This window comes from Lentzea sp. CA-135723 (assembly GCF_050936595.1).
GTDB lineage: Bacteria > Actinomycetota > Actinomycetes > Mycobacteriales > Pseudonocardiaceae > Lentzea.
Map to the genome: position 1 here is coordinate 6155433 of NZ_JBNJMK010000001.1, position 22857 is coordinate 6178289.

Annotated in this window: 22 protein-coding genes and 1 tRNA gene; 11 read left to right on the forward strand and 12 right to left on the reverse strand. The window is 69.1% G+C overall.

Annotation, left to right across the window (positions count from 1 at the left end; translation table 11 throughout):
* The first annotated feature begins 154 nt into the window (after positions 1 to 154).
* The 5 genes from pstS to ACQEU1_RS28550 are packed head-to-tail and all read left to right on the forward strand — an operon-like array spanning position 155 to position 5255.
* Positions 155 to 1270 carry a phosphate ABC transporter substrate-binding protein PstS gene (pstS, locus tag ACQEU1_RS28530; protein WP_433208091.1) on the forward strand — a complete coding sequence of 372 codons (1116 nt, stop codon included), beginning with the start codon at positions 155 to 157 and terminating at the stop codon, positions 1268 to 1270.
* Positions 1271 to 1303: 33 nt separating this feature from the next.
* A complete protein-coding gene (gene pstC / locus ACQEU1_RS28535) occupies positions 1304 to 2368 on the forward strand; it encodes a phosphate ABC transporter permease subunit PstC (protein ID WP_433208094.1) in 1065 nt (354 codons plus the stop codon).
* Positions 2365 to 3279, forward strand: coding sequence for a phosphate ABC transporter permease PstA (gene pstA / locus ACQEU1_RS28540; protein ID WP_433208097.1), 915 nt, complete (start codon positions 2365 to 2367; stop codon positions 3277 to 3279). The genes pstC and pstA overlap by 4 nt, the downstream gene beginning before the upstream one ends.
* Positions 3280 to 3289: 10 nt before the next feature.
* Positions 3290 to 4066, forward strand: coding sequence for a phosphate ABC transporter ATP-binding protein PstB (gene pstB / locus ACQEU1_RS28545; protein ID WP_189159115.1), 777 nt, complete (start codon positions 3290 to 3292; stop codon positions 4064 to 4066).
* 28 nt (positions 4067 to 4094) lie between these two features.
* Positions 4095 to 5255 carry a hypothetical protein gene (locus ACQEU1_RS28550; RefSeq protein WP_433208100.1) on the forward strand — a complete coding sequence of 387 codons (1161 nt, stop codon included), beginning with the start codon at positions 4095 to 4097 and terminating at the stop codon, positions 5253 to 5255.
* Between the two features lie 5 nt (positions 5256 to 5260).
* Here ACQEU1_RS28550 and phoU read toward each other — a convergent pair whose 3' ends face one another.
* From phoU to ACQEU1_RS28580, 6 genes are all read right to left on the reverse strand, one after another.
* Positions 5261 to 5926: a phosphate signaling complex protein PhoU gene (gene phoU / locus ACQEU1_RS28555; RefSeq protein WP_433208103.1), complete on the reverse strand. Its 666-nt coding sequence runs from the start codon at positions 5924 to 5926 to the stop codon at positions 5261 to 5263.
* A gap of 72 nt (positions 5927 to 5998) precedes the next feature.
* Positions 5999 to 9133, reverse strand: a complete 3135-nt coding sequence (locus tag ACQEU1_RS28560; protein ID WP_433208106.1) for an LCP family protein — start codon at positions 9131 to 9133, stop codon at positions 5999 to 6001.
* 298 nt (positions 9134 to 9431) lie between these two features.
* Positions 9432 to 10277, reverse strand: a complete 846-nt coding sequence (locus tag ACQEU1_RS28565; RefSeq protein ID WP_433208109.1) for a GGDEF domain-containing protein — start codon at positions 10275 to 10277, stop codon at positions 9432 to 9434.
* 141 nt (positions 10278 to 10418) lie between these two features.
* Positions 10419 to 10871 (reverse strand): hypothetical protein, encoded by a 453-nt coding sequence (locus ACQEU1_RS28570; RefSeq protein ID WP_433208112.1) that lies wholly within the window; start codon positions 10869 to 10871, stop codon positions 10419 to 10421.
* A complete protein-coding gene (gene dusB, locus ACQEU1_RS28575; protein ID WP_433208115.1) occupies positions 10864 to 11988 on the reverse strand; it encodes a tRNA dihydrouridine synthase DusB in 1125 nt (374 codons plus the stop codon). Before dusB ends, ACQEU1_RS28570 begins: the two co-directional genes overlap by 8 nt.
* Positions 11989 to 11998: 10 nt before the next feature.
* Positions 11999 to 12763 carry a macro domain-containing protein gene (locus tag ACQEU1_RS28580; protein ID WP_433208118.1) on the reverse strand — a complete coding sequence of 255 codons (765 nt, stop codon included), beginning with the start codon at positions 12761 to 12763 and terminating at the stop codon, positions 11999 to 12001.
* 123 nt (positions 12764 to 12886) lie between these two features.
* On the opposite strand from ACQEU1_RS28580, the gene ACQEU1_RS28585 reads away from it, so the two are divergent.
* The gene (locus ACQEU1_RS28585; protein ID WP_433208121.1) at positions 12887 to 13567 is read left to right on the forward strand and encodes a DUF4241 domain-containing protein; all 681 of its coding nucleotides are present in this window, start codon (positions 12887 to 12889) and stop codon (positions 13565 to 13567) included.
* Here ACQEU1_RS28585 and ACQEU1_RS28590 read toward each other — a convergent pair.
* The gene (locus ACQEU1_RS28590; RefSeq protein WP_433208124.1) at positions 13564 to 14118 is read right to left on the reverse strand and encodes a superoxide dismutase; all 555 of its coding nucleotides are present in this window, start codon (positions 14116 to 14118) and stop codon (positions 13564 to 13566) included. The two genes, ACQEU1_RS28585 and ACQEU1_RS28590, sit on opposite strands and share 4 nt — an antisense overlap.
* A gap of 90 nt (positions 14119 to 14208) precedes the next feature.
* On the opposite strand from ACQEU1_RS28590, the gene ACQEU1_RS28595 reads away from it, so the two are divergent.
* Positions 14209 to 14685, forward strand: a complete 477-nt coding sequence (locus ACQEU1_RS28595; protein WP_433208127.1) for a DUF6328 family protein — start codon at positions 14209 to 14211, stop codon at positions 14683 to 14685.
* Here the strand turns inward: ACQEU1_RS28595 and ACQEU1_RS28600 are convergent.
* The gene (locus ACQEU1_RS28600; RefSeq protein ID WP_433208130.1) at positions 14650 to 15336 is read right to left on the reverse strand and encodes a hypothetical protein; all 687 of its coding nucleotides are present in this window, start codon (positions 15334 to 15336) and stop codon (positions 14650 to 14652) included. The genes ACQEU1_RS28595 and ACQEU1_RS28600 overlap by 36 nt on opposite strands.
* A 148-nt stretch (positions 15337 to 15484) precedes the next feature.
* Between ACQEU1_RS28600 and ACQEU1_RS28605 the strand changes: the two genes are divergently transcribed.
* Positions 15485 to 16441, forward strand: a complete 957-nt coding sequence (locus ACQEU1_RS28605) for an NAD(P)-dependent alcohol dehydrogenase (protein ID WP_433208133.1) — start codon at positions 15485 to 15487, stop codon at positions 16439 to 16441.
* On the opposite strand, the gene ACQEU1_RS28610 is transcribed toward ACQEU1_RS28605, so the two are convergent.
* On the reverse strand, positions 16431 to 17375 hold the full coding sequence (locus tag ACQEU1_RS28610; protein WP_433208136.1) for a serine hydrolase domain-containing protein: 945 nt from the start codon (positions 17373 to 17375) through the stop codon (positions 16431 to 16433). The two genes, ACQEU1_RS28605 and ACQEU1_RS28610, sit on opposite strands and share 11 nt — an antisense overlap.
* 246 nt (positions 17376 to 17621) lie before the next feature.
* Between ACQEU1_RS28610 and ACQEU1_RS28615 the strand changes: the two genes are divergently transcribed.
* Entirely contained in the window at positions 17622 to 19013 is a 1392-nt protein-coding gene (locus tag ACQEU1_RS28615) for an MDR family MFS transporter (protein ID WP_433208139.1), read from the forward strand.
* A 408-nt stretch (positions 19014 to 19421) separates the two neighbouring features.
* On the opposite strand, the gene ACQEU1_RS28620 is transcribed toward ACQEU1_RS28615, so the two are convergent.
* Positions 19422 to 20153, reverse strand: a complete 732-nt coding sequence (locus ACQEU1_RS28620; protein WP_433208142.1) for a hypothetical protein — start codon at positions 20151 to 20153, stop codon at positions 19422 to 19424.
* A gap of 143 nt (positions 20154 to 20296) precedes the next feature.
* On the opposite strand from ACQEU1_RS28620, the gene ACQEU1_RS28625 reads away from it, so the two are divergent.
* Positions 20297 to 20983 (forward strand): ComEA family DNA-binding protein, encoded by a 687-nt coding sequence (locus ACQEU1_RS28625; protein WP_433208145.1) that lies wholly within the window; start codon positions 20297 to 20299, stop codon positions 20981 to 20983.
* A 14-nt stretch (positions 20984 to 20997) separates the two neighbouring features.
* Here ACQEU1_RS28625 and ACQEU1_RS28630 read toward each other — a convergent pair whose 3' ends face one another.
* Together ACQEU1_RS28630 and ACQEU1_RS28635 are read right to left on the reverse strand one after the other, a co-directional pair.
* Entirely contained in the window at positions 20998 to 21357 is a 360-nt protein-coding gene (locus ACQEU1_RS28630; protein ID WP_433208148.1) for a hypothetical protein, read from the reverse strand.
* Between the two features lie 145 nt (positions 21358 to 21502).
* A tRNA-Lys gene (locus tag ACQEU1_RS28635) sits at positions 21503 to 21575 on the reverse strand.
* A gap of 185 nt (positions 21576 to 21760) precedes the next feature.
* Here ACQEU1_RS28635 and ACQEU1_RS28640 point away from each other — a divergent pair.
* The gene (locus ACQEU1_RS28640; protein WP_433211846.1) at positions 21761 to 22834 is read left to right on the forward strand and encodes an aldo/keto reductase; all 1074 of its coding nucleotides are present in this window, start codon (positions 21761 to 21763) and stop codon (positions 22832 to 22834) included.
* The last annotated feature ends 23 nt before the right edge of the window (positions 22835 to 22857 follow it).

A 22857-nucleotide genomic window follows, 5' to 3' on the forward strand; every position in this document is an offset into this window, starting at 1 on the left:
ACCCGTACGGCGGTGTGCCTCGTCACTTCCCGTCCTGTGTTCACCTGTCGTTCACCTTGACTAGGTGGGTTGTCCACTCTGGCTACCTACCTTCCGTAGCGAGCGGCGACGACCGTCGCGACTCGCTATTGCTTCCGCAAGGTGGAGGACCAAGGTGAAGATCCAGCGGCACGGTGCCGTGCTCGGCCTCGTCGCGGCCAGCGCGCTGCTGCTCGGTGCATGTGGCAGTGACAACAACACCTCGACCGGAACCGGCAACGGCTCCCAGTCGAGCGCTGCCGCGGCGCCCGTCGAGTGTGGCGGCAAGACCAACCTCAACGCTGAGGGTTCCTCCGCGCAGAAGAACGCGGTCGACGCGTTCGTGCAGGCCTACCAGGCCGCCTGCCCCGGCGTGAACGTTGCCTACAACCCCTCCGGCTCCGGCGCGGGCGTGAAGAACTTCAACGCCGGCCAGGTCGACTTCGGTGGCTCCGACTCCGCGCTCAAGGAAGGCGCCGAGACCACGGACGCCGCCAAGCGCTGCAAGGAGAACCCGGCCTGGAACCTGCCGCTGGTCTTCGGCCCCGTCGCCGTCGGCTACAAGGTCTCCGGTGTGGACAGCCTCGTGCTGGACGGCAAGACCACCGCCGCGATCTTCTCCGGCACGGTCAAGAAGTGGAACGACCCGGCCATCAAGGCGCTGAACGGCTCCGCGAACCTGCCGGACAAGGACATCGCGGTCATCTACCGCTCGGACGAGTCGGGCACCACCGACAACTTCCAGAAGTACCTCACGGTCGCCGGTGGCTGGACCAAGGGTGACGGCAAGCAGTTCAAGGGTGGTGTCGGCGAGGGCAAGGAGAAGTCCGCCGGTGTCGCTCAGGCCGTCGGCTCCATCGACGGTGCGATCACCTACGTCGAGTGGTCCTTCGCGCAGGACAACAAGCTCTCGATCGCCAAGATCGACTCGGGTGCCGGTGCCGTCGAGCTGTCCGCCGAGTCGGCCGGCAAGGCCATCGACGAGGCCAAGGTCAAGGGCCAGGGCAACGACCTGATCCTCGACCTGAACTCCATCTACGGCTCCAAGGCCGCCGGTGCGTACCCGCTGCTCCTCGCGACGTACGAGATCGTCTGCTCCAAGGGCTACGACGCCGACACCGCGAAGGCCGTCAAGGCGTTCCTCACGGTCGCCGCGACCACGGGTCAGGCCCAGCTGGCCGACGCCGGCTACGTGCCGCTGCCCAAGGCGTTCCAGGACAAGCTCCTGACCGCCATCAAGGCGATCGCCTGAGGTTGATGCGAAACTTCGGCCAACGCTGACGCGATGAACGATCCCGTCGTGGCCAAGCGCCCCGCCGGCTCCGGTGACACCGGAGCCGAGCGGGGCGTCGCGGCTGCTCACACCGCCTCGGAGGCTCCGATTCCCCCGACACCGGAAGCTTCAGCAACCACCAAGGCACCTCACGTCCGGCCTGGCGACCGCATCTTCCGCGGCCTCGCGACGGGGTCCGGTGTCTTCATCGTCGTCCTCATCGGCGCGATCGGCCTGTTCCTGATCCTGCAGGCCATCCCGTCGCTCGGGCTGGACAACGTCAACTTCCTGACCAGCCGCGAGTGGAACACCACCGACCCGTCGAACCTGCGGTTCGGCATCCTCGACCTGACGCTCGTCACGGTCGTGGTCGCGGTGCTCGCCCTGCTCATCGCCATGCCGATCGCGCTGGGCATCGCGCTGTTCCTGACGCAGTACGCGCCGCGCAACCTCGCCCGGCCGTTCGCCTACGTCGTCGACCTGCTCGCCGCGGTCCCCTCGATCGTCTTCGGTCTGTGGGGCCTCTTCGTGCTCGGGCCGGTGCTCTTCCCGTTCTCCGAGTGGCTGATCGAGAACCTCGGCTGGTTCCCGCTGTTCGCCAAGGGCAACGTGAACGTCCAGCTCGGCGGCACCGTCTTCACCGCGGGCATCGTCGTCGCGGTGATGATCCTGCCGATCATCACGGCCGTCAGCCGCGAGGTCTTCGAGCGCACGCCCACGATGCACATCGAGGGCGCCATCGCGCTCGGCGCGACCAAGTGGGAGGTCGTCCGCACGACCGTCCTGCCGTTCGGCAAGGCCGGTTACGTCAGCGCCTCGATGCTCGGCCTCGGCCGCGCGCTCGGTGAGACCATCGCCGTCGCGATCATCCTGAGCACCGCCACCAGCTCGTTCGGCTGGTCGCTGTTCGACGGTGGTTCGACGTTCGCCTCGAAGATCGCCCTGGCCGCCCCCGAGTTCAACGACCCGCGCTCGGCAGGTGCCTACATCGCCGCCGGTCTGGTGCTGTTCGTGCTGACCTTCGTCGTGAACGCCATCGCGCGCTCGATCGTCGCCGGCCACAAGGAGTACGAGTGAGCACCAATCTCGCGGACCCCCAGCGCCTCGCGACGCCACCGACGTTCCAGGCGGTCAGCGGCTCCCGCCGCTTCAAGAACGGCCTCGCCACCGCACTCGTGTGGGGCGCGTTCCTGATCGCGATCATCCCGCTGGTGTGGGTGCTCTACACCGTCATCCAGCGCGGCTTCCCGGTCATCCTCGACGGTGACTGGTGGCAGAAGTCGATGTCCGGCCTGCTGGCCCGCCAGCAGGGTGGTGGCGCGTACCACGCGATCTACGGAACGCTGGTCCAGGGCCTCGTCTGCGCCGTGATCTCGGTGCCGATCGGCATCATGATCGCCATCTACCTCGTCGAGTACGGCGGCCGCTCGAAGCTGGCGAAGTCCACGACGTTCATGGTCGACATCCTCACCGGTGTCCCGTCGATCGTCGCGGCGCTGTTCGTCTACACCGTGTGGATCACGTACTTCGGTCTCGGCCGCAGTGCGCTCGCCGTGTCGCTCGCCCTGGTGCTGCTGATGGTGCCGGTGATCGTGCGCACGACCGAGGAGATGCTCAAGATCGTCCCGGACGAGCTGCGCGAGGCCTCCTACGCGCTGGGCATCCCCAAGTGGAAGACGATCGTCAAGATCGTCATCCCGACCGCGCTCTCCGGCATCCTGACCGGCATCATGCTGGCCCTCGCCCGTGTCATGGGTGAGACCGCACCGGTGCTGGTGCTCGCCGCGTACGCGCCGTTCATCAACTACAACCTCTTCGACGGCCCGATGGCCTCGCTGCCGTTGATGATGGTGAACGAGCGCAACAACCCGACGCAGGCGGGTTTCGAGCGCATCTGGGGCGCGGCGATCACCCTCGTCGTCCTCATCACCCTGTTCAACCTCCTGGCGACCGTGATCTCGCGGGCGCTGGCGCCGAAGACGAAGTGAGCGGGCGGACATGGCCAAGCGACTCGACATCAAGGACCTGAACCTCTTCTACGGCAAGTTCCACGCCGTGGAGAACGTCTCGCTCGCGGTGCCGCCGAAGAACGTCACGGCGTTCATCGGCCCCTCGGGTTGTGGCAAGTCGACCGTGCTGCGTTCGCTGAACCGCATGCACGAGGTCGCGCCCGGCGCTCGCGTCGAGGGCAAGGTGCTGCTGGACGGCGAGGACATCTACACGTCCACTGTGGACCCGGTCGAGGTGCGCCGCACCATCGGCATGGTCTTCCAGCGCCCCAACCCGTTCCCCACGATGTCCATCCGCGACAACGTGGTGGCGGGCCTGCGCCTCTCGGGCGTCAAGGACAAGAAGAAGCTCGACGAGGTGGCGGAGCGCTCGCTGCGCGGCGCCAACCTCTGGAACGAGGTCAAGGACCGGCTCGACAAGCCGGGCGGCGGCCTCTCCGGTGGTCAGCAGCAGCGTCTGTGCATCGCGCGTGCCATCGCGGTGCAGCCCGACGTGCTGCTCATGGACGAGCCCTGCTCAGCCCTGGACCCGATCTCCACGCTGGCGATCGAGGACCTGATCACGGAGCTGAAGAAGGAGTACACGATCGTCATCGTGACTCACAACATGCAGCAGGCCGCGCGCGTCTCGGACCAGACCGCGTTCTTCAACCTGCTGGGTGTCGGTCAGCCGGGACAGCTGATCGAGGTGGACGACACGGAGAAGATCTTCTCCAACCCGAGCCAGAAGGCCACCGAGGACTACATCTCCGGCCGGTTCGGCTAAGCCTTTCAGTTGCACTAGATTGCTGCGGGTGAGCCCGCAGAGCAAGTCGCGCAAGAAGAAGCAAGGCAAGGCACCCGGCCGCCGGCCAGAGCAGCAGTCCCCGTACGGGGCGCTCCTCGAGTCGGCGGCCGCGTTGCGTTCCGAGTCCTGGTTGCTCGCGGACGCCTGGGCGAGCGAGCTGTACGCCACCCTCTGGCTCGCGGGCTCCGGCCACACGCCGATGGTCGAGGCGCTGCAGGCGATGGACGACCCGGCGGCGCTCACCGCACTGCGCGCGCTCGCCGGCGTCGGGTCCGCCGAGCACCGCGCCGAGGCGTTCGCCGCCGCGGAAACCGTTGCGGGGCGCGGAGTCGCCGAGCCGTCCTGGTACGTGCCGGGCACCGTGCCGGACTTCCGCGACGCGTTCCTCGTCACGAACCTGCTGGGGGACGTGGAGGTCATCGCGATCACCCAGGAACGCGCGGGCGTCGGCGAGACCGTGCTGTTCATGCGCCAGCCGGTGCTCGGGGCCACCGCGATCGAGCTCTTCTCCACGCCGGACGAGGGCACCGTGGCGTTGCTGGAGGACATGATCGCCTCCACGCCCGAGGCGTTCCGCGACGAGATCACGCCGCTCAGCGCCACCGACGTCTACGACCGGGTGTGGCCGGACGTCGAGCAGTTCTGGGAGGACGGCCCGGACGAGGAGGCAGAGGAAGGCCTGATGGGCGACGAGGACGTGCGGCACCCCGTGCAGCTCATCGCCCTCGCCGACGCGCGGGTCAGCTCGCTGGTGCCCAGCGAGTACGCGATTCCCGTCGTCAGTCCGGAAAGGACGGACGAGGTCGTCGGCGCGTTCCTGGCTTCGGAGCACGGGATCGCGGACACCGAGGCGGCGCGGGCGTTCGCGCGAGTCGTCGTTTCCGCCGCGGTGGACCAGAACCGCGACCCGGTCGTGTACGGGCCGGCGTCGCTCACCGCCGTGCTGATCCTCAACGTGGCCGCGAAGCTGCACGTGTCCGAGGCGGACCTGGCGCTGCTGCCGGAGATCGTGCGGGCGTGGGCGTACTTCACCGTGGACGCGCGCGACCTGCCGCGGGACGAGGCGCGGGCGGTCTGGGACGAAGAACTGCCCACCGTGCTCGCCGAGTTCTCCGAGGCTTACGCCGATCCGGAGCTCGCGGCAGAACGCGATGGGCAGTTTCGCTGAGGGATTTAGAGGTCGTCGTCGCCACCGTAGCCGGGCATCCGGCCGGTGACGACGAAGACGGTGCGCTTGGCGACCGACACGGCGTGGTCGCCGTAGCGCTCGTAGAAGCGGCCGAGCAGCGTCACGTCGACCGCCGCCGCGACGCCGTGCTGCCACTCCTTGTCCATGATCACCGAGAACAGGTGGCGGTGGATGTCGTCCATCGCGTCGTCCTCGTCCTCGAGGTTGCGCGCGCGGTCGACGTCCTTCTCACGGATGATCTCCGCGGCCTCGGTCGCGAGCTTGACCGCGATGCGGCCCATCTCCTCGAAGTACGGCTTGACGTCGTCCGGCAGCGCCGACGACGGGTGGCGGCGGCGCGCGGCCTTCGCCACGTGCAGCGCCAGGTCGCCCATGCGCTCGACGCTTTCCGCGGCGTGGATCACCGCGAGCACGGTGCGCAGGTCGGTCGCGACCGGTGCCTGGAGTGCGAGCAGTGCGTACGACTGCTCCTCGATGCTGGAGCGGACGTCGTCGACCTTCTGGTCGCCGCTGATCACCTGCTCCGCCAGGCCGAGATCGGCCTGCAGCAGAGCCGCAGTCGCGTTCTGCATCGCCTCGGCGACCATGCCGGTCATGTCGGCCAGTTGGTCGGCGAGCTGTTCGAGCTGGTCGTGGTAGGCCTCGCGCATGGCGCTCAGCCTACGTCCCGACCATCGCGGCAGCGACATGCCAGAGTGAACCAAAGGTGAACCCCAGGCGAATCACTTCGCCGCGCAGGGGTCCTGTGCCGCGTTCACAATGGACAGATCACCACCCGTCTGACCTTGGGCTTGTCCCTGCGGAGTGCCCTGCTGGCCGCCCGGCTTGGGGGCCTGCACCTTGTCGTCGAAGTTGGCCCCGATCACCAGCTGGATCGCGCCGCCCATCTCGGGCGCCTCGACCAGTTCCGCGGACGGCACGGCGGCCTTGAGGGTCGCCGCCTTGTTCTCGTTGCCCTTCGCGAACCTGATGATCGTCTTCGGTGCCTGCTCCGGCGCGTTGTCCCTGCGCACGACCTTGAAACCCTGCTGCTCCAGGGCGTTCGACGTCCTGGCGACCGCGCCGCCGTTCGTCTCGTCGCCGTTGAGCACCTGGATGCTGACCTCCTTGGGGTCCACCAGGGTGCCGGGCTGCTGCTGCGCGGGGGCGTTGTTCTCGCCGGGCTTCGGGTCCGCGGCCTTCTCCTGCGGCAGCGGCGTTCCGTCGATGATCGTCTGGAACAACGCCTTGATGTCGTCCATCTTGAGGCGCTCGATGTTGTCGTCGTTCGACTTCGTCGGGCCCTCGTCGGTCCAGTGCGGCATCGTCACGAACGACACGCGGCCGGCTTCGAGGCTCTGCAACGAGTTCGCGAGCTCCAGCAGCGAGGCGACGTCGATGTTGTCGCCGACCGTGGACTTCGTGAGCGCGTTGATGAAGTTGTTGAGCTTCGACGGGCTGAGCAGCACCTCGTTCGACAACGCCTGCCGCAGCATCGCGGACAGGAATCCCTGCTGCCGCTTGATCCTGTCGAAGTCCGTGCCGCCGTCGCCCTTCGCCTGCACCTTGCGGGCACGCACGTAGGACAACGCCTGGTCGCCCTTGAGCGTGTACTTGCCCGCCTTGTCCAGGACGACACCGAGCTCGTCGTCGATGATCGGCGTGGGCGAGCAGATCTCGACGCCGCCGATCGCCGTCGACATCTCGCGGAAGCCCACGAAGTCGATGCTGACGAAGTGGTTGATCTGCAGGCCGGTCAGCTGCGTCATCATGTTCGCGACGCACTCGGGACCACCGTCGTTGTAGACGGAGTTCGCCATGACGTCCTTCTCCGGCTGCAGCGCGCCGCCGTACTGCGCGTTGTCCGGGTTCCACTGCCGGCACGACGGCCGGTCGACCCGCACGTCGCGCGGCAGCGACACGATGACCATGCGCTTACGGTCCTTGGGGATGTGCGCGAGCATGATCACGTCCGACCGCGCGCCACCCTCCTGGGCCTGGGTGCCGACGTTGTCGCCCGCCTTCGCACCCGCCCTCGTGTCCGAGCCGACGAGGAGGAAGTTCTCGTCACCGAGCTGCTTCTCGGCCTGCTGCACGGCCTGCGAGTTGCCGCCGAGCGCGTCGATCCGCTGGATCTTGGAGTCGGCCCACTTCATCGCGGCCCAGCCCACGCCCGTCGACGCGAACACCACGGCGGCGGCGGCGATCGCGCCGATCCGCGCGGTGCGCATCATCTTGCGCTGCTGGGGGGTGCGGCCGGTGACCCGCCGCACGCCTTCCTCCTCGCTGGAGGCGACGGGTTCGGCGAACTGGGTCGCCTCGTCGATGTGGGGCTCTTCTTCGTCGTCTTCCTTGACCCACGGCATGAGCTTGGCGCGCCGTTCCTTGCGCTGGCGCTCCTGCTCGAGCAGCTCGTCGTGCACCGCGGAGAACCGCGCGAGGGTGTGGTCCACCTCGCGGCGCTTCTTCACGTCGTCGCCGATGGCCTCCATCTCGGTGGTGAGGCTCAGCGGGTCCATGTCCTCGCGCTTCTCGACCTTGGCCACACCGGCGGCCGAGGTGATCTGCGTGGCCTCGGGACCGGGTGCGTCGGCCTGCGGCTCGTCGGCGGGCTCAGCCCCGCCGAGCCGGCCCGCCAGACCGCCGGGCACCGGACGAGGACCGCTGGACTCCGCCCTCGGGGGCATTGGCCGGGGACCGCTCGACTCCGCGCGCGACGGCATCGGGTGCCTGCCCGTCGCGTCCCCGTTCGGGGGCGTGGGGCGGCGGCCCGATTCCGGCCCCTCGCCGGGGGCGGGAGGACGCGCGATGCTGTTCGAGGACGGTGCGTCGCCTGGCAGGAGGCGGCGAGGTGCACCGGCTGCGGGGCCTTCCGGCGTCCCTCCCGGCGCAGGGGGACGCGGGAGGCCGCCCTGGGTGTTCTGCTCACCGGGAGCGGGCGGGCGCTGGAGGCCACCGGGGCCCTGGGCGTCGCCGGGCACGGGTGGGCGCGGGATGCCGTTCTGGGACGGCGCGTCACCAGGGGCGAGCCGGCGCGGCGGAGGCCCGTCCGGCCTGCGCACCGTGCCGGTCGGCATGCCCGCCTCCGGCACGCCGTTCGGCGCCGGTCGGCGGGGGATGCCGTTCTGCGACGGCGCGTCGCCAGGAGGCATGCGCCGCTGGTCGCCGGGAGCCGGCGGGCGCGGGATGCCGTTCTGCGACGGCGCGTCACCGGGAGGCATCCGGCGCGGAGCACCGTTCTGGGGAGCGCCGTTCGGCGGAGTGCCGTTGGGCGGTGCGCCGTTCGGCGGCATCGGGCGGCGTTGCATGCCCGTCGCGTCCGGCCGTTGCCGGGGGCCGGTCTGTTCACCGGGAACGCGATAAGCACCGCTTTGTTCCGGATTCACGCGGTACGCGCCGCTTTGTTCCGGATTGACCCGATAGGTACCGCTTTGTTCCGGGTTCTGTGCCGGATTCTGCGCAGGCCTCGGCCGCGGTCCCGTCTGGTCGGGACGCGGGCGCGGCTGGGCACCGTTCGGCTGCGGCGCGCCGTTCGGCTCGGGCGTCTCCGCCCTGCGTCGCCTGCCGGTCTGCTCGCCGGTGAAGTTCTGCGGCTGCTCGGGACGCGGGCGCGCACCCGTCTGCTCACCTGGCCGGTGAGCGGCGGGCGGCTGCTGCCGCGGTGCCTGAGGCGGCTGGGCCTGCGGTGCCTGCGGTGCTGGTGGTTGCTGCGCCAGCGGGTCTGGCAGGGCGCGCCTGCCGGTCGTCGCGGGCGGTTCGGGCAGGGCGCGCCTGCCTGTCGTGGGTTCGGGCGAGCCTGGCGGGACGGGTCGGGGGATGTTCGTCCTGCTGTGCTGCTCGATGAGGTCCGAGACGCTCAGGCCCCCAGAGCCATCCATCGAGCGACGTCTACGGCCGGTCGGCTGGTCGTGCTGGGGATCCTGATCACCGCGGGAAGAGGGGCCGCCACGTCGGGGGTCGTCGGGCACCCAATCTCCCTTCTGGGTCAGAAGCAAAAGCGGTTCGTCATTACGAAGTGACGACGACCGGGACACAAGGGTTGCATCACCGGCGTGTCAGTTGCGCCCGCGATACTACGGATGTAGCCGAGTTCTGACGACCACTCCGGGTGATACGGCTGCGATCCGTACGCAATTACGCGCAGTCCGCTTGCCCTGAACGGGTGAGCCAGGTCACTCAGTAGTAACCGAGAACACGTGTTTCAGCGATCGCACGCCTGCCTGAAGCAGCACCCGCGAGGCGAACCCGTCCATCCGCACGGTACGCCACCGCGTTGCGTCCCGACTGCTTGGCCGTGTACAGGAGGCTGTCGGCGCGCAGCAGCTGTTGCTCGGCGCTCACGGCGGGGCGCTGCGGCGCCTCGTGCGCGGGCGGTTCGTAGGCGAGGCCCACGCTGACGGTCACGCGCAGCCCCGGCGCGACCTCCTGCCACGGGTGACGCTCGACACGTTCCCTGGCCGCCTCGGCGATCTCCACGGAGCTGGAGGCGTCCACGCGGGGCAGCACGAGCACGAACTCCTCGCCGCCGTAGCGGGCGCAGAAGGCGTCCTCCGGCAGGCCCTGCTGCAACAGCTCCACCACGCGTTGCAGCACCCGGTCGCCCAGGAGGTGGCCGAAGGTGTCGTTGACCTGCTTGAACCAGTCGAGGTCGATCAGGGCGATGGCGAGCCCGTGCCGGCACGCTCCGTGTTCGGCCAGCAGGTCCATCAGCCGTTGGTCGAGGTAACGGCGGTTGTAGGAGTCGGTGAGGCTGTCGCGCAGGCTCTGCTCGCGTGCCTCGGCGTGCTCCCGGCGCAGCCTGTCGACCTCGCGGCGCAGCTGTTCCGGAACGTGCGGCTCCTCGACCTGGTCCGCGTGGACGAGGTCGAGCGCGGAACGCAGGTGCTGGTACGCCTGGCGCCACTGGCCGCGGGAGGCGAGCAACGTCGCGATGGACTCGTGCACGCCCACCAGGCCAGGACCCTGCTCCTCGACGCTGACGTCGGGCTGAGTCGCTGCGGTCTCTGGCTGAAGCGCGGTCATCGCGGTCACCTCCTTACCTGCCAGGTGTCGTCTCCTGAGAGGCGGCGCTTGAGCTAGAAGGACGTGTGGGGGCGCTATTTCCCCCGTCCGGTTGACCGTCAGCTGCTCCGATCCAGTGAGCTTGGAAGATCAACAACCCGTTCAGCCACCGAGGCAGGGCGCGAAGCCGTACACCTCGTCGTCCAACAGCACCACGTGCATCGACCCGATCTGACTGCCGATGGTCTGGTCCTGCTGGCGCAGCGTGATCGTCACGGCGACGACGTAGACGTCACCGCGCGGATGGGCCTTCTCGCCGGGGGGTGCCCAGTCGGCGTCCGCCCGAAGCGTCGTCCAGGTGGGGTCGACCTCGATCGTCCCGCCGCGCAGGTCGCAGGACTTCTGCCGGAAGTCCGGGTGCTGCGTCTGCTTGAGCAGGTCGGTCTGCTTGGACGCGCTCTCCTGGCCCGCCTTGTTCAAGCGGTCGTAGTAGTCCTTGAACTTGGTGCGGTGGTCCTCGGTGAGCTGGACCGGCCTGGCCGTGCCCGCGACCGGTCCACCGCAGCCCGTGAGGAGCACGAGCGCGGTTAAGAGGACCGCGATCCGCTCAGCCACCGGAGTGCATCACGTCCGCACCGGACGGCACCGTGGCGTCCTCGGGGTCGTCCAGCCAGCCCTCCGGCAGCACGACCTTCGCCGACGACCCCTGCCTGCCGCGCGGCCCCTCGGCGTTCGCGGGGAACGGCACGTCGCGGTCGAGCGTGCCGATGAGGTCGTCCAGCTCCTGCAGGCTCGACACCATCGCGAACGCCCTGCGCGTGTCGCCGCCGACCGGGAAGCCGTGCCAGTACCAGGCCATGTGCTTGCGCAGGTCCCGCAGGCCCTTGTGCTCGCCGTCGTGCGCCGCGAGCAACCGGGCGTGCGTCCTGAGCACCTCGGCGACCTCGCCGAGCGTCGGCCCCTCGGGGACCTCCTCGCCGCGGAAGGCGGCCTGCAGGTCCCGGAAGAGCCAGGGCCGGCCGAGGCACCCGCGCCCGACGACCACGCCGTCGCAGCCCGTGCGAGCCACCATGTCGAGCGCGTCCTGGGCGCTGAAGATGTCACCGTTGCCCAGCACCGGAACGCTGGTCACGGCCTCCTTGAGCCGCGCGATCGCCGACCAGTCGGCCTTGCCGGAGTACCGCTGCGACGCCGTGCGCGCGTGCAGTGCCACGGCCTGCGCACCCTCGTCCGCGGCGATGCGCCCGGCGTCGAGGTACGTCAGGTGGTCGTCGTCGATGCCGATGCGGAACTTGACGGTGACCGGCATGTCCCCGGCGTTGCGGACCGCGGCCCGCACGATCTGCCGGAACAGCTCGCGCTTGTACGGCAGCGCCGCCCCGCCGCCCTTGCGCGTCACCTTGGGCACGGGACAGCCGAAGTTCATGTCCATGTGGTCGGCGAGGTTCTCGTCCACGATCATCTTCGTGGCCTCGCCGACGTTGCGCGGATCCACGCCGTAGAGCTGCATCGACCGGGGGCTCTCGCCCTCGTCGAACGTGATCATGTGCATGGTCATGGGGTCGCGCTCGACCAGGGCGCGCGCGGTGATCATCTCGCAGACGTAGAGCCCGGCCCCGTACTGACGGCACAGCTGCCGGAACGCCACGTTCGTGATGCCGGCCATGGGGGCCAGCACGACGGGCGGGTCGACGGCGAACGGGCCGATCTTCAGCGTGGAGGGAACGGACACGCCCTCCAGGTTACGGCACTGACCTGCCGTGATCTTCACCGAGAGTGATCGCGACCGCTTCGGAGATCACCGCGGAGCTGCTATGACCGCCGAGCGGCCCGCCGGTCCACCGGTGGAGCTGCGGGCATTGCCAGTGCGGATCGGTGCCGTCGCCGGAGACCAGGCAGCCACCGAGGGCGATCAGACCGGCGTCCGCCGCCGGGAAGGCCTCCGGGACGGGGCGGCCGAACACGATCGGGATCGCCTTCTCCCCGCAGGTCGGGCACCACTCCTCGATCGGCTCGGCCAGGCTCCGCGTGAGCGCGTCGCAGGTCTCCTGGTCGAACGCCACCAGCAGGACCTCGTCGGGGACCCGCATCGAGCGGACCGCCAGCGCCGCGATCCGCGCGGCTCGTTCGACGGGGAACCCGTGGGTGCCGGTCGCGATGGCGGGGAACGCGATGCTGTTCGCCCCCAGGTCCTCGGCCAGCAGCACGGACTCGCCGTAACAGCTCAGGAGCACCTCGTCCTCGCCCTGCTCGCCGTCCTCCCAGACCGGCCCGACGGTGTGGATCACGTGCTTGACCGGCGCGAGGTCGAACGCGGGCGTGGCCACGGCCCTGCCGGGGGCCAGCGGCGCGAGCTTCGAACCCGCCTCCGCGAGCCTCGGCCCCGCCGCGCGGTGGATCGCGCCGTCCACCCCGCCGCCGCCGAGCAACGACTCGTTGGCCGCCGTGACGATGATGTCGACTTGCTGTCGAGTGATGTCGCCCAGCACTACCTCGATCGTCCCCATGCTGACCAGCGTGGCAGCGGATTCGTTGCGGCGACTGGGGTCTTCACTCACGGCGAACACCCCCGGTGCCCCGATCGGGTGTCGGGGGCGTCTGCCAACATGCCTGTGGAGGTGGCCTAGCTCATGGGGGCGGTTGCACTGATCAGGTCCGGGTTCGAGCGGTTGTTCGTGGACGGGCCAGTCGGCACGTCGACCGGTGGCGGCGAACAGCAGGTCATCGCCGTCGAGCACGTGGGCGAGCTGGCCTTGCCGACGGGAAGACTCGTGGCGGCGGACCCGTTCGTCGTGTGGCCGGAGGACGCGGAGGCGTTCACCGACGAGGTCGAGCCCGGCAACTACCCGGTGTCGGTCTCGCTGGTCTCGTACGTCGACGGCGACGGCGTTCCCGACGAGCGGCAGGGGTACCGCGTGGCGGCCGCCAGGGTCGTGATCCGCGACGAGCCCGCGTACTCGTGGCGGCCCGCGGTGACGCCCGGCGAGACCGTGCCGATGCTGCCGGTGATGCCGGAGTTCGGGTACGACGTGAAGTCGAGTACCGGCGCGTTCTTCGACATCGTCACGGCCACGGCACTGGACCGGCTGGTGAGCGACGACGACCTGGGCAACTGCGAGCTGATCGACGCGCTGGGCGCGGTCGGCGGCGGCCGCGGCCCCGCCAACGTGACGGACGCCCGGTCCGGGTTGAACGTCGTGGCGTTCTCGACCGGGTGGGGTGACGGCGTCTACCCGACGTGGGTCGGCCGCAACACCGCGGGCGACCCCGTCGCGTTCGTGACTGACTTCTTCGTGGTCAACAAGGTCTAGAAGGCGACGTTCACGCACCCGAGCCGTGGCCCGGCGGTGCCTGCCTCGCCTGGCTTGGTGTGCGTGTGTTCGTTGTGCAGCACCACGGACCGCGCGTGGCGTTCGGTGAACTGCCAGTCCACAGTGGATGAACTCTGCGCGAAACCCTTGGCGTCGGTGTGCGCGTCGAGCCAGATCTCGTTGCGGGGGTTGGCGTACGCGGGATCGACGGACGGCTGCACCGGGTCCTCGACGTGCTGGAAGTGCGGCCCGGAGTCGGCGGGCGCGGCGCCGCACGACTTCACGTGCACGTGCGCGCCGTACGCCCGGTTCGGCAGCAAACCGTTGAGCACCAACAACACCGTCGTCCCGCCGTCGATCGTCGGCACGCCGACCACGGTGATCTTCGCACCGATCGGCACCGTGGCGGGGTCGTGCGTGACGGCCCTCGCCGCGGCGCTGTAGGTCTCGAACTTCCCGGACGTGTGGGCGACGGGCGCGGGTGCGGGTGTGGCGTGCGCGGTTCCGGCGAACACGAGCCCGGCGGCGACCACGACTGCAAGCGTCTTCATGGATCTCTTGCTTAGTGGCACCGCGCGCGTCCCGCCATTTCGGTACCCGTACGGGTGTTTCACCGCCGACGCGCCGGGTACGCGGAGGGGATGAGCGAAGCCGAGGAGTCCGACCAGCGCAGACTCGCGCGGAACCTCAACGAACTGCTCCAGGAGCTCCGCGTCGCGCAGGCCGGCGTGCAGATCCTGTTCGGCTTCCTCCTCTCCATCGCGTTCACCGACAGGTACTCGTCCGTGGGCACGTACGTCCGGGTGACGCACCTGGTCACCGTGCTGTTCGCGGCGCTGGCCGTGGCGTTCCTGACCGCGCCCGCCGCGTGGCACCGCGTGCTGTTCCGCCAGGGCCGCCGCGAGGACGTCGTCAGGTCCGGCAACAGGTTCACGCTGATCGGGCTCGGGTTCCTGGCCCTCGCGATGACCGGCACCGTGCTCCTGCTGGCCGAGGTCGTGCTCGGCGGCTGGCCCGCCGTGCTGGTCGGCGTGGTGGCGTTCGTCGTGTTCGCGGGCCTGTGGTTCCTGGTGCCGTTCGCGTCATCCAAGCGTGCTGAGCACCGCGAGCGCACCTAACCCGACCGCGACCGGCACCGCCGTGAGCACGTTCTTCCTCGTCGGCGTCGGCTGCTCCATGAGCACTTTCACCCCTAACGGAACCAAGGCGACGCACAGCCCGATCGTGCCGATGATCGACACGATCTCGGTGCCCTTCAGCACGCCCAGCGGCAGCAGTCCCATCATGGCCAGCGCCACCGACCGGATCCGGCCCAGCCCGCCCCGGTACGCCGCGAACGCCAGCACGTACCAGCCGAACATGATCGTGAACGACAGGAAGCTGAACAGGTGCAGGTCGCCGTACCCCTGCGCGACGAGTTCCGTCGCCTCCACGACACCCAAGTGCTTCGTGGCGCTGAACGCGGCGTGGTCGACCCCGGCGTGGAAGGTCCGCGCGAACAGCCCGACCGTCACCAGCACCCCGCCCCAGGCCGCCCACCTGGTCGCGCCGATCCGGTGCACGAGAAAGGCCACCGCCGCCCACATGACGACGGTCCCGGCCAGGAACGCGGTGTAGGCCGCCCGCATCAGCGCGGGGTGCTCGGCCACCGCCCTCAGCTGGTCGGGGAAGAAGAAGTCGAACGGCGACCGCAGCAGCGTGCCCGCCAGCAACAGCACCGGCCCGGCGACGAGCGCCACGCCCCCGACCCATCCGTTGGGAAACCTCATGTCCCAGAACGGTGCCAGCGTTCTCCTGCTTGCGGATCGGCCTCGGGTCCGAACTCCGCATCGGACCACGGTCCGAGCCCCTAGGTGACGCCCTGCTTTGTCCCTGATTCTCGAAACCGTTGGGGCGAAACGTCTTTACCGTTCTCTCATGAGAGCTGCCGTGCACACCCGGTTCGGTCCGCCCGACGTGGTCCAGGTGGTCGAGAAGCCGGTCCCGCCCGTCCGCCCCGGCGACGTCCTGATCAAGGTCCACGCCACCACCGTGACGTCCGCCGAGTGCGCCATGCGCCGCGGCGAACCGTTGTGGGGCCGCGTGATCCTGGGCCTGCGCCGCCCGCGAGCCCGCCTGCGCACCCTGGGCCTGGAGGTGTCCGGCACCGTCGAGTCGGTCGGTGCCGGCGTGACCGCGTTCCGTCCGGGCGACGAGGTCTTCGGCTTCACCGGCTTCGCCGTCGGCGCGCACGCCGACTACGTCCGCCTGCCCGCCAGTGGCTCGCTGGCCCTGAAGCCCTCATCGCTGACCTTCGCCGAGGCAGCCGCCGCGGTGGACGGCGCCACCACGGCGTTGTTCTTCCTGCGCGACCGGGCGAAGGTCGGTCCCGGCCACCGAGTCCTGGTCAACGGCGCGTCCGGCAGCATCGGCACCTACGCCGTCCAGCTCGCCAAGCACTTCGGCGCCACCGTCACGGCCGTCTGCGGCCCCTCGAACGCCGACCTGGTCCGCTCGCTGGGCGCCGACGAGGTGATCGACTACACCGCCCACGACTTCACGTCCGACGCCGGTGCCTACGACATCGTCTTCGACACGGTCACCAAGTCCTCCTTCCCGGCCGTCCGCCGCTCGTTGCGTCCCGGCGGCAAGTACCTGCCGACCACCGGCCTGGTGAACAACCTCTGGGCGTTGTGGACGGCGTTCCGCAGCAAGCGCGTGCTCGTCGGCATGTCCGTGAACAAGCGCGCGGCGCTGCCGTTCATCAGCTCCCTGCTGGAGTCGGGCGAGCTGCGCGTGATCGTCGACCGCACGTACCCGCTGGCCGAGATCGCCGCGGCCCACCGGTACGTCGACGCAGGCCACAAGCGCGGCAACGTGGTCGTCACGGTGTGACGGACCGCATCAGCCGGGTGATGAGGTCGTGCGCCAACGGCTCGCCGTTCACGCTGTTGGTCAGCACGGCCACCGCCCGCCGTTCGGCGTCGACGTGCAGGAAGGCCTTCTGCCCCTTCGACACCCCGGTGTGCCCGACGCCGTCGCGGAACCGCATCCACCCGAGCCCCCACCCGACGGCGCCGGTGCCCAGGTCCGGCACCACCACGCCCTGGTCCGCGCGCATCGCCGCCAGCCCGGGATCGTCGAGGTGCAGCCGCACGAACTCCATCAACTGCCGCGCGCTGATCGAGAAGTGCGACCCGCTGGGCGCCGTGCCGTACGCGACGGCCCAGTTGGCGACGGGCGTGCCGTCCTCGACGTGCCCGAACGCGGTGCGGTGCGCGATCGCCTCGTCTGCGTCGGTGGCGACCTCGTCGATCTGCAAAGGCCGGATGAGCCGTTCCTTCAGCGCGTCGTGGAACGCCTGCCCGCCGACCACCTCCACCAGCCGTCCCAGCACCACGAACCCGCTGTTGGAGTAGGTGAACCCGGTGCCGGGCGCGACCCGCTGGCCCGCGGCCGCGATGGCGTCGGCGTACCGGCCGATCGCGTCGTCGTTCCGCCCGGTGTCGAAGAAGTGGTTGGCCTCGATCCCGCCCGTGTGGGTGAGGAGGTGACGCGCGGTCAGCGTGGGCGGAAAGCCCGGCAGGTGGTCGCTGACGGGCGCGTCCAGGTCCAGCAGCCCGTCGTCCACGAGGTACTGCGTGAGCGTCGCCGTCCACAGCTTGGTGATCGAGCCGACCTTGAACAACGAGTCGTCCGTGACCTCGACCCGAGTCCGCGCGCTCAGCACCCCGGCGGCCTCTGCGTGGACATTTCCGCAGCTCAGCAGGGCCACCTGGGCCCCCGGCACGCGATGTTGCGCGATCAACTCACCCAGCCGCCACCCCATCCGGAAAAAACTACGGCCGGCCATGTCGATTCGTCGTCTGCTCGTTCGACGCACAGGTAGACGGACGAGAAACCTGGGTGAGACCAGGCGGCGGATGAGGAAGACTCGGGGTACCGATGAGTTCCTTCAACGCCGCAGGTCTTCTCCGGTGTCGCGAAGAACCTGATGCCAGCAACCGAGTGAGGGCCTGACATGCCTGCAGCGATCGAAGACCGACCTACCGCGCAAGCGGGCCGAACACCCCTGGTGGTGCGCCTGCTGGTGCTGGCGACGTTCGTCGTGATCCTCAACGAGACGCTGATGATCAACGCGATCCCGCGCCTCATGGAGTCCCTGCACGTGACCGAACAGGCCGCGCAGTGGGTCTCGACGGCGTTCATGCTCACCATGGCCGCCGTGATCCCAGTCACCGGCTGGTTCCTCCAGCGCGTCACCACCCGCCAGGGCTACGCCATCGCCATGGGCGTCTTCCTCGCCGGCACCGCCCTCTGCGCGGTCGCGCCGACGTTCGCGATCCTCCTGGCCGGCCGCATCATCCAGGCCGCCGGCACCGCCGTCATGATGCCGTTGCTGATGACGACGCTGATGACCGTCGTGCCCGAGCAGGACCGCGGCAAGGTGATGGGCAACGTAACCCTCGCGATCTCGGTGGCCCCGGCCCTCGGCCCGGCCATCTCTGGCCTGATCCTGCAGCTCGGCTCCTGGCGCCTGCTGTTCGTGGCCGTCATCCCGATCGCCGGCGCCGTCACGTACTTCGGCCTCCGCCAGCTCGACAACATCGGCGAACCGCAGGTCAGCACCCTCGACTGGGCGTCGGCCGCGATGGCCACCCTGGGCTTCGGCGGCCTGGTCTACGGCCTGAGCCTCTTCGGTGAGGGCGAGTCCAACCTCGGCCCGAGCATCGGCATCGTCCTGGCGGGCGCGGCCACCATCGCGTTCTTCGTGATCCGCCAGCTGAAGCTGCAGCGCACCGGCGCCCCGCTGATGGACCTCCGCACCCTCACCCACCGCACCTTCGCCCTGTCGCTGGCCCTGATGTGCATCGCCTTCCTGGCCATGATGGGCTCGATGATCCTGCTCCCCCTCTACCTGCAGAACCTCCGCGGCCTGACCCCGTTGGAGACGGGCCTGCTCCTCATGCCCGGCGGCCTCGCCATGGGCCTCCTCGGCCCGACCGTCGGCCGCCTCTACGACCGCCTGGGCAGCCGCCCGCTGATCCTCCCGGGCTCCATCGGCATCGTGCTGTCCCTGGCGGGCTTCACGCAGATCTCCATGTCCATGCCGTACTGGCAGGTCTTGGCCCTGCACGCGCTCCTGATGGTGAGCCTCGCCGCCACCTTCACGCCGATCTTCACCCTCGGCATGGGCGCCCTCCCGCCGAACATGTACCCGCACGGCAGCTCGATCCTCGGCACCCTCCAGCAGGTGGCCGCGGCCGTCGGCACCGCCCTGGTCGTGACCGTGATGTCGGCCCGTTCGTCGTCGTTGGTCGCTGAAGGGACCGCGGCGGGCGCGGCGCAGCTGAGCGGCATGAAGCTGGCGTTCGTCGTGGCGACCGTCCTGGCCGTGGCGACGATCGCGGTGGCGGCCATGCTGCCGAGCAAGACCAACACCTCCGGCGAGGTAATGGCCCACTGACGAAATAGGTGAGGCCCCGGACATGTCCAGTCCGGGGCCTCGCTTGGCCGCCCAATTGCACACACCAGCGACGTTTAAGAGTCGGATCAGTCCTTAGGTCGCCGCGCTCTTCCGTTGAGCTACGGCCGCAGGTGGAGCGGCCAGCAGGATTCGAACCTGCACCTCGGCGAGTCTTGTCCGGTCTCGGGCGATCTGGCGTTCGGCGGAAATGCTGAATCTGGAGCGAGAGTCTGAGCTTGATCCCGGCTTGCCTCTGCCGACTTGGGCTATCCCGGCGCGATGGTGCCGGGAGAGGGATTCGAACCCCCACTGGTGACCGAGTGGTTCAGGCTGACGTTTCAGTTTCAGCTTTCGCGCTCCCCGAAAGGGAACGCACCCCCGCGCTCCAGCGGGGGAGTCTCGTTGTCGCTAGCGGAACAGGTAGTCGAAGACCACGCCACCGACGCGCTCGTCGGTGATCTCCAGGCTGTTGGCCTCCTCGCGGGCGAACTTCACCGCGTGCTGCAGCTTCTCGACCCGGTCCACCAACTCGTTGACCCGCCGGGCAGGCAGCGCACCCGAGAACTTCACCGTGGTCCAGTACCCCACCGGCACGTCCTCGTAGTACACCTCGACCTGAGCCGGGTGCTTCTCCGTGGCCTCGGCCTTGACGTGGTTGCGGGGCACCTTCTTCGTGCGAATGGTCCGCACGAACTCGGTGCGCCAGTAGTCCGCGGACTCGTCGAAACTCCAGTCCTCGGCCGCGTCGAGCAGAGGCAGCTTCTTCACGAAGGTGTGCAGGTCCGTCAGCTGCTTCTCGAGGAACAGCAGGTACGACACGGGCACGTCGCGAAGCAACGTCTGCCCGTCCACCACGACATCGGCCCGCGCAACGCAGTTGGCCCAGTCCTTCGTGGCCGTCACGTCGAAGAGCCGGGTCATCACCGCGGCGGTCTTCCGCAACACGTCCTCGGCCTTGACCTGCACGCGAGTCGACTCGGGCGGCAACACCTCGCCGTCCTCGTCCTTCGGCTGGTACGTCCGGGAGATGCCGGCGAGCAACGCGGGCTTCTGCAGCCCGTGGTGAGCGTCGGTGAGATCCCGGAGCGTGCCCCCTTTGACACTCTTCTCCACCGCGATGATCTGGTTCAGCTTCGTCATTGCCGCACCCCCCTTGATGTCCCGCGCACAGTACGCAACACAAAGGCGCGCCCGCACGCGAATTCGGCGACCCGCTGAAACTTTTGAGCCACCGTCGGCGATAGCCAGCAAGCAAGAACCCGCCCCGCGCTGAGAGGTCCACCATGAACGTTGTTCGCAGAGCAGGCGGCGCGTGGTACTTCGTGGTGGTGATCGTGAGCGCCGGCCTCTTCGCCGCCGTGCCCTTCGCCCACGCCGCCAACCGCCTGCGCAGGCCGGCACTGTGGATGTGGACCGCGATCTACGCGGCGGGCGGGATCACGATGGCCCTGATCATGCCGTCCTCACAGGACCAACCGGCAACGTCCGCCGGCGACCTCCGCAGCTCGATCGGCGCCATCATCGCCATCGTGATCATGGTGGCGGCCTGCATCCAGCTCAGCGGCATCCGGCGAGAGGCCTACGGACTGCAGCAGCCCTACCGACCCGTGCCACAGCCACAACCCTGGGCCACCGACCCCGCAGTAGCCGCAGCGCTGGCGTTGCGAGCCAGAAGGGACGAAGCGCGCGCACTAGTAGCGCGTGACCCGGCACTGGCCCGCGACCTCCGCATCGGCCGGCCGGATCTGCCGCGGCAGTACGACGACGGCGGCCTCGTGGACATCAACACAGCGCCGGCCGCCGTCATCGCACAGTGCTGCGGTCTCGACGAAGTAGCCGCCAGGCAGATCGAGCGCGCCCGCAGCCGGCACTCCGTGCCGTTCTCCTCGGTCGACGAGCTGCTCGTCTTCGCTGAACTGGACGTCAACGCCTGGAACGTGGTCCGCGACCGCGCCGTCGTCTACGCCTGAGCGCCCTCGACGGGCTACTCGCTCCTGAGACCGTCGACCTGGGGATCGAAGCAGACCAGCCCCATCGACGTGGCGAGCCGCGCCGCGAAGGCAGAGGCCTCGTCGGCCATGCTGTACCGCATCGGGAAGTAGACGAGCGGGCCTCGTGCCTCCCCTATGAGCGGTCCTGTCGACCAGGGAGAGGTGTCCTCCTCGTCCTCGCTCAAGTCGGGCCAGCGATCGAGCAGTGCAGCGACGTACTCAGTGATCTTCGGTGTCGGAGCGTGCTCGGTGCCGGAACACACATAGCGCTCGTACAAGTCGTCGAGCGTCGTTCGGGCAGCTGCGTCGTCCGCGGGAGAAGCGCCCTCCCACACAGCAAGGTCGTAGGACATGCCGTCAGAGTGACACGGCACCCTGACAGTCCTCGGCCGTCTCGTGCGACGCGGCCGTTGACTGCGGAAGCGTCGCCCCGAACCGAGGGAACGATCACGCAAAGCGAAACCCCCAGGCCTGTCACCTGGGGGTTTCGTCGCGTTGTGGGCCGCCAGGGACTCGAACCCTGAACCCGAAGATTAAAAGTCTCCTGCTCTGCCAATTGAGCTAGCAGCCCTCGCCGGGACAGCCTACCGATCTCCGCACACGCATGTCCTCCGGGTTGCCAACCTCACCGTTGACGCACCCCGAAACCGCCCCGGAAGAGGATCAGGCAAGAGTGCGCGGGGATCGCGGTACCCCGCAACGGCCCGGACGACTGGAATGAGAGGTGTCAGCAACGACGACCTGAAGGGGCAGAAGATGCCGCTCGACCACTACGTCACCCTGGGCCGCTCCGGCCTCCGCGTCAGCCCGTTCGCCCTCGGTGCGATGACCTTCGGCGAGGATCCCGGGGCCGCCGGGAGCAGCGTCGAGGAGTCCGAGAAGATCCTCCACGCCTACCTGGAACGGGGCGGGAACTTCATCGACACCGCCAACTTCTACACCAACGGGCACTCGGAGAAGATCCTCGGCGACTTCTTCAGGCGCGGCGGCAACCGCGATCGGGTCGTGCTGGCTTCCAAGTTCTTCTTCAACATGCATCCCGGCGACCCGAACGGTGGTGGGGCCGGCCGGACGTCTGTGCGCAGGCAGCTGGAGCAGACGCTCAGGAGGCTCGGCACCGACTACCTGGACCTCTACTGGCTGCACAACTGGGATCGGCACACCCCGGTCGAGGAGACCATGCGGGTTCTGGACGAGTTGGTGGGATCGGGCAAGGTCGGGTACATCGGGTTCTCCAACGTGCCGGCCTGGGTGACGGCGCAGGCTCAGACGATGGCCCTGCTCAGGGGGTGGACGCCGTTGGTGGCGTTGCAGGTGGAGTACTCGTTGCTGGCTCGGACGGTCGAGGGTGAGATCGGTCCCATGAGCCGGGACCTCGGGCTGGCGCTGGTGCCTTGGAGTCCGCTCCGGAACGGGTTCCTCAGCGGCAAGTACCGGCGGGACGTGCAGGTCGCGGACTCGGAGCGGGTCAAGTTCGTGGGTGGGCCGACCAGCGAGGAGTTCGAGGTCATCGACGTGGTCGCGGAGATCGCCGGCGAGACCGGTGCGAGTGCGGCCGCGGTGTCGTTGGCGTGGCTCCGGCAGCGGGAGGGGACCGTGGTGCCGATCATCGGCGCGCGGAGGCTGGAGCACCTCGAGAGCAACCTGGACGAGGTCGTGCTCGACGCCGGCCAGCTCGCCAGGCTCGACGAGGTCTCCAAGCCCGAGCTCGGCTACCCGTCGCCGTTGCACGGGGAGTTGCGGGCCATGTTGCAGTTCGCCGGCACGACCGTGGACGGCGAACCGTCCGGCGTCTACCCGCCGCTGCTGCAGAGCGACGTCCGGTACTGAGGTAGAGCCTGCTCCACCCCGGG

Bases quoted from the DNA above. Each gene is read 5' to 3' on its own strand.
- ACQEU1_RS28625 (WP_433208145.1), top strand. From the start codon at position 20,297: ATGAACGTTGTTCGCAGAGCAGGCGGCGCGTGGTACTTCGTGGTGGTG.
- ACQEU1_RS28610 (WP_433208136.1), bottom strand. From the start codon at position 17,375: ATGGGGTGGCGGCTGGGTGAGTTGATCGCGCAACATCGCGTGCCGGGG.
- ACQEU1_RS28580 (WP_433208118.1), bottom strand. From the start codon at position 12,763: ATGGGGACGATCGAGGTAGTGCTGGGCGACATCACTCGACAGCAAGTC.
- pstB (WP_189159115.1), top strand. From the start codon at position 3,290: ATGGCCAAGCGACTCGACATCAAGGACCTGAACCTCTTCTACGGCAAG.
- ACQEU1_RS28600 (WP_433208130.1), bottom strand. From the start codon at position 15,336: ATGAGGTTTCCCAACGGATGGGTCGGGGGCGTGGCGCTCGTCGCCGGG.
- ACQEU1_RS28585 (WP_433208121.1), top strand. From the start codon at position 12,887: ATGGGGGCGGTTGCACTGATCAGGTCCGGGTTCGAGCGGTTGTTCGTG.
- pstC (WP_433208094.1), top strand. From the start codon at position 1,304: ATGAACGATCCCGTCGTGGCCAAGCGCCCCGCCGGCTCCGGTGACACC.
- ACQEU1_RS28620 (WP_433208142.1), bottom strand. From the start codon at position 20,153: ATGACGAAGCTGAACCAGATCATCGCGGTGGAGAAGAGTGTCAAAGGG.
- ACQEU1_RS28605 (WP_433208133.1), top strand. From the start codon at position 15,485: ATGAGAGCTGCCGTGCACACCCGGTTCGGTCCGCCCGACGTGGTCCAG.
- ACQEU1_RS28640 (WP_433211846.1), top strand. From the start codon at position 21,761: ATGCCGCTCGACCACTACGTCACCCTGGGCCGCTCCGGCCTCCGCGTC.
- ACQEU1_RS28630 (WP_433208148.1), bottom strand. From the start codon at position 21,357: ATGTCCTACGACCTTGCTGTGTGGGAGGGCGCTTCTCCCGCGGACGAC.
- ACQEU1_RS28595 (WP_433208127.1), top strand. From the start codon at position 14,209: ATGAGCGAAGCCGAGGAGTCCGACCAGCGCAGACTCGCGCGGAACCTC.
- ACQEU1_RS28565 (WP_433208109.1), bottom strand. From the start codon at position 10,277: ATGACCGCGCTTCAGCCAGAGACCGCAGCGACTCAGCCCGACGTCAGC.
- phoU (WP_433208103.1), bottom strand. From the start codon at position 5,926: ATGCGCGAGGCCTACCACGACCAGCTCGAACAGCTCGCCGACCAACTG.
- ACQEU1_RS28560 (WP_433208106.1), bottom strand. From the start codon at position 9,133: ATGGATGGCTCTGGGGGCCTGAGCGTCTCGGACCTCATCGAGCAGCAC.
- ACQEU1_RS28590 (WP_433208124.1), bottom strand. From the start codon at position 14,118: ATGAAGACGCTTGCAGTCGTGGTCGCCGCCGGGCTCGTGTTCGCCGGA.